The organism is Methylobacterium sp. P5_C11 (assembly GCF_054049775.1).
Map to the genome: position 1 here is coordinate 38,194 of NZ_JBFULS010000037.1, position 12,513 is coordinate 50,706.

Genomic DNA, 12,513 nt, shown 5'->3' on the forward strand with positions numbered 1-12,513 from the left:
TGCGCGGCGGTCGCGGGATGTTGCGGTCCCGGATCCGCGCCGCATCGCCCCGGGCGGCGACGCGGCGCGCGGGCGGTTCGGGACTCAGCCCCGTCGGATCAGCGTGCCGGCGCCGTAATCGGTGAACAGCTCGAGCAGCACGGCGTGGTTGACCTTGCCGTCGAGGATGACCACCGCCTCCACACCGCGCTCGATCGCGTACATGCAGGTCTCGATCTTGGGGATCATCCCGCCCGTGATGGTGCCGTCCGCGATCAGGCGCCGGCAATCCTCGACGGTGAGTTCCGGAATCAGCTTCTTGTCCTTGTCGAGGACGCCCGGGACGTCGGTGAGCAGCAGCAGGCGCTTGGCCCGGAGCGCGCCGGCGATGGCCCCCGCGAAGGTGTCGGCGTTGACGTTGTAGGTCTGGCCGTCCGCCCCGTAGGCCACCGGGGCGAGAACCGGGATCAGCTCGGCCTTCAGCACCGCGTCGAGGACGCCGCGCTCGACGTGATCCGGCTCACCCACGAGGCCGAGATCGATGGCCTGCTCCTGATGGCTCTCCGGATCGACGACGGTCTTCATCGCCCGCTTGGCGCGGACCATGTTGCCGTCCTTGCCGCACAGGCCCACCGCCCGGCCGCCTTCGGCGGAGATCCAGCCGACGATCTGCTTGTTGATCAGGCCCGCCAGGACCATCTCGACCACCTCGACGGTGGCCTCGTCGGTCACGCGCAGGCCGCCGCGGAACTCGGACTGGATGCCGAGCCGGTCCAGCATCCGGCCGATCTGCGGTCCGCCGCCATGCACGACGATCGGCTTCAGCCCGGACTGTTCCAGAAGGACGATGTCCTCGGCGAAGTCCTCGGCCGCGGCGCGGTCACCCATGGCGTGACCGCCATATTTGATCACCACGATTTCCTGGTCGTAGCGCTGCATGTGGGGCAGCGCCTGGGCCAGGACCTCGGCGCGCACGTGCACGTTCGGCAATTCGGTCATCGCGGTCCTTCGCCGATCCTCGGGTCGGGTCTTCGGGGGCGGATCCGGGCCTCCCCGTCGGGCGGTGGCGCTTCTACAGGAAGCCGCCCGCGCTGCGAAGCCGCCCCGCGCAGGATGACGGCGGCGGGGCGCGTTCCGGCGTCCGGCGCGCGGCAGCCGAGCCACGCTGTCAAACCACAGTCATGCTTTGCGGGTGTTGCATTCGCGTGACAGACTGGAGGCGATCCAGGCTGGCCCGGCTTGCATCGTCGAACGGCCGGGATCATGTTGCATCGCAGCAAGCCGCTGGGCGAGCTGCCGGGAGAGCCCGATGCGGATTGCGATGATTGGGGCCGGATATGTCGGCCTGGTCTCCGGAGCATGTCTCGCCGATTTCGGCCACGCGGTGGTGTGCATCGACCGCGACTCGGACAAGATCGCCAGCCTCGACGCCGGCCGCATGCCGATCTACGAGCCGGGCCTCGACGCGCTCGTCGTCGAGAACGTCCGGCAGGGCCGCCTCGCCTTCGGTTCGACCATGCGCCAGGCCGTGGCCGAGGCCGACGCGGTGTTCATCGCGGTGGGGACGCCGTCCCGCCGCGGCGACGGCTTCGCCGACCTGAGCTTCGTGTTCGACGCCGCCCGGGAGATCGCCGGGGCGCTGTCGGGCTTCACCGTGGTGGTGACCAAGTCGACCGTGCCGGTGGGAACCGGTGACGAGGTCGAGCGGATCATCCGCGAGACCAACCCCGAGGCGGCGTTCGCCGTCGTTTCCAATCCCGAGTTCCTGCGCGAGGGCGCGGCCATCGCCGACTTCAAGCGCCCCGACCGCATCGTGGTCGGCGCTGAGGACGCCCGGGCCGAGGCGGTGATGCGCGAGGTCTACCGGCCGCTCTACCTCAATCAGGCGCCGATCATGGTGACGTCGCGGCGCACCGCGGAGCTGACCAAGTACGCGGCGAACGCCTTTCTGGCGGCCAAGATCACCTTCATCAACGAGATCGCGGACCTGTGCGAGGAGGTCGGAGCCGACGTCCAGGCGGTGGCGCGCGGCATCGGCCTGGACAACCGGATCGGGTCGAAGTTCCTGCATGCCGGGCCGGGCTACGGCGGCTCGTGCTTTCCCAAGGACACGCTGGCGCTGGTCAAGACCGCTCAGGACGCCGGCACCCCGCTGCGGCTGGTCGAGACAGTGGTGGCCGTCAACGACCAGAGGAAGCGCGCCATGGCGCGCAAGGTGATCAAGGCCTGCGGCGGTTCGGTGCGGGGCAAGACGGTGGCGCTGCTCGGCCTGACCTTCAAGCCCAACACCGACGACATGCGCGACGCGCCCTCGCTGGCGATCGTGGCCGGCCTGCAGGATGCCGGTGCGCGGATCCGCGCCTACGATCCGGAAGGCATGGAGCAGGCGCGTGCCCTGATGCCGGCTGTGGATTATGCCGAGAACGCCTACGCCTGCGCGGAGGGCGCCGACGCCCTGGTGATCGTCACCGAATGGAACGCATTCCGGGCGCTGGACCTCGACCGCCTGCGCCAGACCATGTCGTCCGGCGGATCGGCGCCCGTGCTGATCGACCTGCGCAACATCTACGATCCCGAAAGCGCCGCCCGCCACGGTTTCACCTATTGCGGCGTCGGACGAACCAAGCAGAGCACGGCACGGAGCGCGTCTTGAGGGTCTCGGGCGCGGCCGACGGACCCGAATTCCTGTGCGGGATCTGCGCCCTGTCGCGAAGATCTCTTTCGGAAGCGACCCCGATGCCGCTAGACGGGCCGCGGCCGCAGAGGCGCAACTGTGGCTTTCTCGTGATCGAGGCTGCGTCTCAACAGCCGGTGCAACGGTTCAATCTTGGCTTTTTGGCCGCAGGCATTGGATAAGCCCGTGATGAATACATGTCACAGCCTCCGGCAATTTTGCCATCGAGGGATGACCTCGCCTTGGGGCTGGTTGGACACCGCAATGGTGCCACAGTAAGGGGTGAGAGGGTACTCACTCGTCGAGAGCCGAGCCGACTTCCGATAACGAGCGTGTGCGAACCGAACGTGACACAACGTACAGACATTGCGATCGTCGGACGCGCATGCCGACTGCCCGGAGCCCCCAGTGTGGACGGGCTGTGGTCACTCCTGTCCGCTGGACGCTGCGCCGTCAGCAAGGTGCCGGCAGACCGCTTTTCCCTGGAGCGGTTCGCCCACCCCCGCGCCCATGAGCGCGGCAAGAGCTACACCTGGGCGGCCGGTGTCATCGACGACGTCTGGTCGTTCGATCCGGCGGTGTTCGGCATCTCGCCCCGCGAGGCCGAACAGATGGATCCGCAGCAGCGGATGCTGCTGGAGCTGACCTGGGAAGCCCTCGAGGACGCGGGTCTGCGCCCGTCGAGCGTGGCCGGCAGCAACATCGGCGTGTTCGTCGGTGCGTCGTCCCTCGATTACGGCAACCTGCGCATCCTCGACGCGCCGTCGGGCGACGCCTACGCGGCGACCGGCAACACGCTCTCGATCATCTCGAATCGCATCTCCTACATCTTCGACCTGAAGGGTCCGAGCTTCACGGTCGACACGGCCTGCTCGTCCTCGCTCGTCGCCTTCGACAACGCCGTCCAGGCGATCCGGTCGGGCCGCGTGGACACCGCCGTCGTCGCCGGCGTCAACGTCCTGGCGAGCCCGTTCAACTTCATCTGCTTCTCCAGCGCGCAGATGCTCTCGCGCACCGGCCTGTGCCAGGCGTTCTCCAAGAACGCCGACGGCTACGTGCGGTCCGAGGGCGGCGTGGTTTTCGTGCTGCAATCGGCCGAGGCCGCGCGGCGCAACGGCGCCACGGTCCGCGCCGTCGTGGCGGCCTCGGGGATCAACTCCGACGGGCGCACCACCGGAATCTCCCTCCCCTCGGGCTACGCCCAGGGTGCCCTGCTGGAGAAGGTCTACCGCGAGGCCGAGATCGGGCTCGACGACCTCGCCTTCATGGAGGCGCACGGCACCGGCACGCCGGTGGGCGACCCGATCGAGGCCTCGGCCATCGGCTCGAAGCTCGGCCGCGGCCGGCAGGCGCCGCTGCCGATCGGCTCGATCAAGACCAATATCGGCCACACCGAGCCGGTCTCGGGCCTCGCCGGCCTGATGAAGGCGACGCTGGCGCTGGAGCACGACCTCGTGCCGCCGTCGCTGCACGCGGCCGAACTCAACCCCGAGATCCCCTTCGGCGAACTCAACCTTCAGGTCGTGCGCGCGCCGCTGAAGATCGGCCGCGGTTCGCGCGAGCGCTTCGCCGGCGTGAACTCGTTCGGGTTCGGCGGCACCAACGCCCACGTGGTCATCACTGACGCCCCCGCCTGGGCGAAGGCTCCCGAGGCCGCTCCCGCGCCCGCCGCGCAGGTGCTCCTGCTTTCGGCCCAGAGCCGGGCGGCCCTGAACGAGCTGGCCCTCGACTACGCCGAGCGCCTTGAGGCCGAGCCCGCGAAGGCCGCCGCCGTGGCCGCCGCGGTCGCGCATCGCCGCGAGCGCATGTCTGCCCGCCTCGCCGTGGCGCTGGACGGCAAGACCGACGTCGCCGCCGCCCTGCGCGCTATCGGCGAAGGTGAGGACACCGCGGACGCCTTCACCGGCACCGCGGTCGACCGCGTCGCCGAGGTGGCCTTCGTCTATTCCGGCAACGGCAGCCAGTGGGCCGGCATGGGCCGCGAGGCCTACGAGGAGAACCCCACCTTCCGGGCCGCCTTCGACCGGATCGACACGCTGTTCCAGGTCCATTCGGACTGGTCGCTGAAGGAAGCCCTCTACGCCGACGACCTGGACGGGCGCCTCGCGCTCACCAGCGTCTCGCAGCCGCTGATCTTCGCGATCGAGAGCGCCTCCACGGCCGCCCTCAAGGCGAAGGGCCTGATCCCCTCCTACGTCCTCGGCCACAGCGTGGGCGAGATCGCGGCCGCCGAGGCCGCCGGCATCCTGAGCCTGGAGGACGCGGTCCGGGTCATCTACTACCGCAGCCACCACCAGGAGACGACGCACGGCCAGGGCACCATGGCGGTGCTGCTGATGCCGGCCGAGGAGGTCGAGTCCTTCCTCAGGGATTACCCGACCCTCGACATCGCCGCCTACAACAGCCCGAAGGCCGTCACGGTCGCCGGGCCGGTGGCGGATATCGACGCCGCCCTCAAGGCCCTGTCGCGCAAGCGTCGCCGCGGCCGCAAGCTCGACCTCGCCTACGCCTTCCACGGCCGGCTGATGGACCCGACCGAGAAGCCGCTCCTGCGCGATCTCGCCGGGCTGAAGGCCAAGACCGGCACCACCGCGATGGTCTCCACCGTCACCGGCAGCGTGCTGGACGGGTCCCATTTCGGCGCCGGCTACTGGTGGCGCAACATCCGCGAGCCGGTGCGCTTCTGCGAAGCCGTGCAGGACGCCACCCGCCGCGGCGCCCGCGTCTTCGTCGAGGTCGGCCCGCGCGCGACCCTCATGTCGCATGTCGGTGACGCAGTCGAGCCGCTGGGCATCGAGACCGCCACGGTCGGCGTGATGCACCGCAAGGCCTCCGGCGGCGACCCGATCGCCAAGGCGGTCAGCGCCGCCCTGGTCCAGGGCGCGCAGGTCGACGAGAGCCTGCTGTTCGGCGACGCGCCGAAGGGCGACGTGCCGCTGCCGACCTATCCGTGGCAGCGCCGGCCGTTCCGCCTCGCCGACACCACCGAGGGCGTCGGCGCCATGAGTCCCCGCCCCTACCACCCGTTGATCGGGTCGCGCACGACCTTCGACGGCCTGGAATGGAACGGCTTCGTCGATCCGGCCACGGTGCCCGAGCTCGAGGATCACAAGGTCGACGGCCAGGTGATCATGCCCGGCGCCGGCTTCGTCGAGATGGCGCTGTCCTGCGTCCGCGAGGCCCTGCGCGACGACGAGATCGTGCTCGCCGATTTCGAGATCGTGGCGCCGATGGTGTTCGCCGAGGATGCCCTGCGCGAGGTCGCGGTGCGCCTGTCGGGCTCCGGCAACGGCATCCAGGTTCTCAGCCGCCCGCGCCTGACGCAAACGCCCTGGCAGCTCCATGCCCAGGCCAAGATCGTCGAGGGAACCTTCTCGGCCCCCAAGACGCCGGACCTGGACGGCTTCAGCTTCGAGACCGCCGGCGACCACGTGCTCTCCGGCGATGCGCTCTACGCCAAGGCCCTCGCCTCGGGGCTGGCCTTCGGTCCGAGCTTCCAGCAGGTGGCGATGAGCGCCCGGCTGGACGACGCCACCATCGTGTCCGACCTGCTGCCGGCCGAGCCCGACACCCGCTACGCCCTCGTGCCGAACCGGCTCGACGCCTGCTTCCACGGGCTGATCCTGCTCTTCGCCGACCTGCTCGGCGAGAATGGCGGCAAGGCCTACATCCCGGTGCGCTTCGGCGAGGTCCGGCTGCTGCGCCCCGGCGCGGTGATCGCCCGCTCGATCATCCGCACCCGGCGCTGCAACGAGCGCTCGATCCTGGCGGACTTCACCCTGCTCGACGCCGACGGCGCCGTGATCGCCACGATCCGCGAGGGCCGGTTCCAGGCCCTGCGCGCGAAGAGCGGCGGCGACCTCTCGGCCTTCGCGATCTCGCAGGTGCCGGAACTCGCCACCGAGCCGACGGCGATCCCGATGGAGCGCCGGCCGAGCGTGGCTGCGCGGCTGCGGCCGCTCGCCGCCGAGGCCAAGGGACCGGCCGATGCCGCCCTGTCGCCGGGGCACCTCCTCCTGGAGGGCTGGGCCACGTCGCTCGCCTACCGCCTCGCCTACGGCCTGGCGCAGGGCGAGACCGTCTCGGTCACCGACCGGCGCGTGCCCGAGGCCTTGCGCCCCTGGCTCCTGAACGCCCTCTACGCCCTCGAGAGCAGCGGCCTCGCCGAGCGCGCGGGGGAGAACTGGACCCTGGGCGACGGTTCCGCGCTCCCGGCCCCCGACGAGATCATGCGCTGGATCGCGGGCGACCACCCGGATCTCTCGGCCGAACTGGTGCTGATCGCCGATGTCGGCGCCCTGGTCGACCGCCTGCTCGCCGGCAAGCTGACCGATGCGCCCGCGCTGCCGCAGGGGGCGATCGACGCCTTCGTGCTGCGCTCCGCCACCGCGCGGCACGGTGCCGACGTGGTCGCCAAGCTGATCGAGCGCAGCCGCGCCCTGCTCCCGAAGGAGCGGGCGCTGCGGGTTCTGCAGGTCGGCTTCGGTCCGCTCTCGGCGCAGACCGCGATCTTCGCGGACGCCGCCGAGGCCCGGCTCACCGTCTTCGAGACGGACCGCAGGCTCGCGGAGCGCGCCCGCCTGTCGCTGGGCCGCGCCGCCGCCGTGATCGAGGCCGCGGATGAACTCGCTCCGGCGAGCTTCGACCTGATCCTGGCCTCCGGCAGCCTCCACCGGGGCGACCGGTCCCTGCCGGGCCAGCTCGCCGGGGCGCTCGCCACCGGGGGGCTGCTGGTGGCCGTCGAGCCCGGCGCCTCCCTGTTCCGCGACCTCGTGTTCGGCCTCACAGCCGGCTGGTTCGAGGAGGCGGTCGGAGGCCTGCCCGTAGGCCGTCTGGAGGACATAGAGGGCTGGCAGCGGACGCTCAGCGCCCACGGCCTCGTCAAGGTCGAGGTCGAGCGGGCCGCGTCCGCCAACGGTGACGACCTGCTGCTGACCGCCGAGGCGCCGGTGCGCCCGGGGCCGGCCCCGGCTCAGAGCTTCGCTTTCGTGATCGGCTCGGACGACGAGTTCGCCGCCGAGACCGCCTCGTCCCTGGCGACCCTGCTGGTCGCGGGCGGCGTGCACGTCTCGATCATCCTGGACTCCGAGACCTCCCTGATGGAGCTGGAGAAGGAGACCCCCGACACGGTGGTGTTCCTGGCCGGCGCCTTCACCCGCGGCGGCGAGGCGGCCGAGCGGCTGCGCGACCGCTGCCTCAGTCTGAAGCGCTGCACGGAGCATCTCGGCGCCCGCCAGACCAAGCTCTGGGTCGTGGCGCCGGGCGCCACCCGCGACCGCGGCGGCCAGACCACCAACATCGAAGCCGGTGTCTGGGCCTTCTCCCGCACGCTCGCCAACGAGGCCCCGAACCTCGACGTGCGCCGGATCGACCTCTCCCCCGAGATGTCGTCGAAGCGCGCCTCCGAGCGCCTGCGCGACCTCATCCTCTCCGGCACCCCGGAGACCGAGATCGTGCTGGACGACGAGCGGACCCAGGTCGTGCGCTTCCATGCCGGCCGGCCACAGCACCGGGATCCGGCGGATGCCGTCCCGGCCGGGGCCGCGCGTCTCGAGCGCAGCAACACCGGCGGCTTGAGCGAGATGGTCTGGGGTCCGGCCGAGCGCCGCACCCCCGGCAAGGGCGAGATGGAAATCGCGGTGGAGGCCACCGGCCTCAACTTCCGCGACGTGCTCTGGGCGCTCTCCATGCTTCCCGAGGAGATCCTGGAGGACGGTTTCGCCGGCCCCCGCCTCGGCCTCGAATGCGCCGGCCGCGTCACCGCCGTCGGTCCGGGCGTGAAGGGCTTCAAGGTCGGCGATCCGGTCGTCGCCTTCGCCCAGTCGGGCTTCGCCACCCACATCGTGGTGCCGGACCTCGTCGTCGCGCCGATGCCTCACGGCCTGGACCCGATGGCGGCCGCCACCGTGCCGGTGGCCTTCCTCACCGCCTATTACAGCCTCGTCTCCTGCGCCCGGATGCGGCGCGGCGAGTGGGTGCTGGTCCATGGCGGCGCGGGCGGCGTCGGCCTTGCGGCCCTGCAGATCGCCAAGCTGAAAGGCGCACGGGTCATCGCCACGGCGGGCTCCCGCGAGAAGCGGGCTCTGGTGAAGGCGCTGGGCGCCGAGCACGTGCTCGATTCCCGCTCGCTGGCCTTCGTGGACGAGGTCCGGGCGATCACCGGCGACGGCGTCGACATCGTCCTGAACAGCCTGTTCGGCGAGGCGATGGAGCGCTCGCTCAACGCGCTGCGGCCTTTCGGCCGCTTCGTCGAGCTGGGAAAGCGCGACTACGTCGCCAACACCCATATCGGCCTGCGCCCGTTCCGGCGGAACCTCAGCTACTTCGGTGTCGACCTCGATCAGGTGATCCAGCACCAGGGCGACGACGGCGCGCGGATGTTCCGCGAGGTGATGGCCCTGTTCAACGACGGCGGCCTCAAGCCGCTGCCGTACCAGCCCTTCACGGCAGCCGAGACCTCGGACGCGTTCCGGCTGATGCAGCAGTCGGGTCACATCGGGAAGATCGTGATCAGCCCGCCCAAGGCCGGCACGATCATGAAGGAGACCGGCCGGCCGTTCACGGTCTCGGCCGAGGGTGTCCACCTGCTGACCGGCGGCCTCGGGGGCTTCGGCCTGGAGGCGGCGCGCTGGCTGATCGACCGGGGTGCCAGGCACCTCGTGCTCGCCGGCCGCAAGGGCGCGGCCACCGACGAGGCCAAGGCCATCGTCGCCGAACTCGCCGGCCGGGGCGTGACCGTCGAGGCCAAGGCGGTCGACATCACGAGCCGGGCCTCCGTAGACCGGCTCATCGCCGGGATCGAGCAGGGCGGGAAGAAGCTGGCCGGCGTGCTGCACGCCGCCGCGGTGCTCCAGGACGGCCTGATCTCCAACATCGACGCCGCGGCGCTCGACGCGGTGATCGGCCCGAAGGTGATCGGCGCCCAGCACCTGGACGCCGCCACCCGGGACCGGAGCCTCGACTACTTCGTCCTGTTCTCCTCGGCCACGACCTTCATCGGTAACCCGGGTCAGGGCTCCTACGTGGCCGCCAACGGCTTCATGGAGGGCTTGGCGCGGCAGCGCCGCCGCCGCGGCCTGCCGGCCCTCGCGGTCGCCTGGGGCGCCATCGGCGATGTCGGCATGCTCGCCCGCAACAAGGCAGTCATGGAAGGCCTCGCCGGCCGCGTCGGCGTCACGCCGATGGAGGCCCGCCGCTGCCTCGACCTGATGGCCGAGGCGCTGGGGAGCCAGGGTACCTCTCCTGACGAGGCGGTGATCGCCATCGCGGCGATGCACTGGGGCAAGGCGCGTGAGCGGCTCGCCACCATGCGTTCGCCGAGCTACGCCGAACTCGGGACCGACCAGCAGGCCGAGGCCGGCGGCGTCCAGGCGATCAACATCGGGGCGCTCCTCAAGGGCGGCGACATCGATGCGGTCCGCAAGACCGTGTCGGACGCGATCGTCGAGGACATCGCCCGCATCCTGCGCCTGCCGAAGGACGACATCAGCCGCGTGCGCCAGCTCTCGGAGATCGGCCTCGATTCGCTGATGGGCGTCGAACTCGGCGCCAGCCTGCAGGAGCGCTTCGCCCTCGACGCGCCGCCCGCGGGTCTGTCCTCGGGCATGACCGTCAACGAGCTGTCGGAGTCCTTAATTCAGGCGGTTTCCGCGCCCATGGACGAGGCGGCCGGCGTCGCGATGAGCCTCGTCTCGAAGCATGTCGGCGGTGAGATCGATGCGCAGATGATGGCGCCTCTCCGGGAACTCATCGAGCAGACGTCCAGCGAGATCAAAGAGACCAACTCATGACTGATACGGCACGGCCGGACGGCGGGCGCGCGGCGCTCGCCGGCTTCGTGACCAACCGGCTCGGGCGCGCCACGCCGCGCCCGGCCCCCGTCAAGGCGGCCTCGCCCACCGGCAAGTCGGCTGCGCAGAACTTCGAGAATCTGCCGGGCTACCGCGAGCTCAAGCTGCAGCGCCAGGCGGCCGAGTTGATCGGCCTGGGCAACCCTTTTTTCCGGGTCCACGACGCTAAGGCCGGGGCGACCACCCGGATCGACCAGAAGAGCTTCACCAACTTCTCGTCGTACGACTATCTCGGCCTGAACGGTCACCCGCGGGTGAGCAACGCGGCCCGGGAGGCGATCGAGGCCTACGGCACCTCCTCCTCGGCGAGCCGCGTCGTGGCGGGCGAGCGGCCCGGCCATATCAGCCTCGAACAGGCTTTGGCCAAGCACTACCACTCCGAGGGCTGTGTCGTGATGGTGAGCGGGCACGCCACCAACGTCACCACCATCGGCGCCCTGCTGGAAGCCGGCGACGTAATCTTCCACGACGCCCTGTCCCACAACAGCATCGTCACCGGCGCGCAACTTTCCGGAGCGCAGCGGCGGTCCTTCGCGCACAACGACCTCGACGCCCTGGAGACCCTGCTCCAGTCGACCCGCCACGAGCATCGGCGGGCGCTGATCGTCGTCGAGGGCCTCTACAGCATGGACGGCGACGCGCCGGATCTCGCCGGTCTCGTCGCCCTGAAGAAGCGCTACGACGCGTGGCTGATGGTCGACGAGGCGCACGGTCTGGGCGTCACCGGCCGCACCGGCGCCGGCCTGTTCGAGCATTGCGGTGTCGATCCCAAGGAGGTCGACATCTGGATGGGCACGCTCTCGAAGACCCTGTCCACCTGCGGCGGCTACATTTGCGGCCCGATCGCGCTGATCGAGTACCTGAAGCACTCGGCCGGCGGCTTCGTCTACAGCGTCGGCATGTCGCCGCCGCTTGCCGCGGCCGCGGAGGTGGCGCTGGCCGTGATGCATGCCGAGCCGGAGCGGGTCGAGCGCCTGCGCCAGAACGGCACCCTGTTCCTGGCGACCGCCAAGAAGCTCGGCCTCGATACCGGCTTCAGCCTCGGCCTCGCCGTTGTGCCGATCATCGTCGGCGACTCGCTCAAGGCCGTGACGCTCTCGGACCGTCTGTTCCGCCGCGGTATCAACGTGCAGCCGATCATCCATCCGGCGGTGCCGGAGCGGGCCTCGCGCCTGCGCTTCTTCCTCACCTCCGAGCACACTGCCGACCAGATCCGCGATACGGTGACCGCGGTGGCCGAGGAGCTGGCGGCGATCGACAAGGGCGGTTCCCTGATCGAGCAGCTGCTCGCGAAGCGGGTCTGAGCGCAGCTCGGACACTCCGCGCGTCGGAGCCATAGAACGAGACAGGGCGCGGATGTTATCCGCGCCCTGTCTTCGTTTCGGGTCACACCGCGCGACGCCACTGTGCACGTCACGCGGCGGGCCGGGAGCCGCCGCCGGCCCGGAAGCCGGCGGTTGGGTCAGTTCTTCGTGTAGGCGTAGGCGGTTGCCGCCGAGGCCACCGGCCCGGTGACGCCGTTGAAGGCGGTGAGCACCTTCTGGACCTCGGTGAACGGCGCGTTCGACACGTAGATCAGGTCGCGGTTGCGCATGCGGAACGCCTGGGACACGAACAAGCTGTTGGGGTCGCGCATGTCGATCCGGTAGACCACCGGCACAAGCGGCGTGCCGAGCAGCCGCGAGCCTGGGCTGAGGCGGCGAACCACGCTGGCCGGCTCGAATCGGAAGATGAACGTGCCGGACGGATCGGCGGCGAAGTCCGACAGGCCCCGCGCCTTGGCCAGCGCCTGTGCCAGGGTGATGCCGTCGGCCTGGAACGGCAGCTCGGTGCTGTTGCCCAGCGCGCCCACCGCGATGAACGTCTGCGGATCGCGCACCAGGGTGAGCACGTCGTTGGGCCGCAGGTAGATGTTCTCCTTGGGGTTGGACACCACCGTGGTCAGCGGCACTGTGGCGGTGAGCGGCCCGCGCGAGAGCCGCACGAAGGTCTCGTTGACCGGGGCGCGGT

The 12,513-nt window shown here is 70.5% G+C and carries 4 protein-coding genes and 1 pseudogene; 3 read left to right on the forward strand and 2 right to left on the reverse strand.

Annotation, left to right across the window (positions count from 1 at the left end; translation table 11 throughout):
* Positions 1–84: 84 nt before the first annotated feature.
* Positions 85–978: an acetylglutamate kinase gene (gene argB / locus ACXJKQ_RS18635; RefSeq protein WP_457107216.1), complete on the reverse strand. Its 894-nt coding sequence runs from the start codon at positions 976–978 to the stop codon at positions 85–87.
* 310 nt (positions 979–1,288) lie between these two features.
* On the opposite strand from argB, the gene ACXJKQ_RS18640 reads away from it, so the two are divergent.
* The 3 genes from ACXJKQ_RS18640 to ACXJKQ_RS18650 all read left to right on the forward strand — a co-directional run bounded on the left by ACXJKQ_RS18640 (position 1,289) and on the right by ACXJKQ_RS18650 (position 11,807).
* Positions 1,289–2,632 (forward strand): UDP-glucose dehydrogenase family protein, encoded by a 1,344-nt coding sequence (locus tag ACXJKQ_RS18640; RefSeq protein WP_457107217.1) that lies wholly within the window; start codon positions 1,289–1,291, stop codon positions 2,630–2,632.
* Between the two features lie 368 nt (positions 2,633–3,000).
* Complete coding sequence (locus ACXJKQ_RS18645) at positions 3,001–10,443, forward strand: SDR family NAD(P)-dependent oxidoreductase (RefSeq protein WP_457107218.1); 7,443 nt, start codon at positions 3,001–3,003, stop codon at positions 10,441–10,443.
* The gene (locus ACXJKQ_RS18650) at positions 10,440–11,807 is read left to right on the forward strand and encodes an aminotransferase class I/II-fold pyridoxal phosphate-dependent enzyme (RefSeq protein ID WP_457107219.1); all 1,368 of its coding nucleotides are present in this window, start codon (positions 10,440–10,442) and stop codon (positions 11,805–11,807) included. Before ACXJKQ_RS18645 ends, ACXJKQ_RS18650 begins: the two co-directional genes overlap by 4 nt.
* Positions 11,808–11,965: 158 nt before the next feature.
* On the opposite strand, the pseudogene ACXJKQ_RS18655 reads toward ACXJKQ_RS18650, so the two are convergent.
* Positions 11,966–12,513: pseudogene (locus tag ACXJKQ_RS18655) on the reverse strand (polysaccharide biosynthesis/export family protein); the annotation flags it as partial.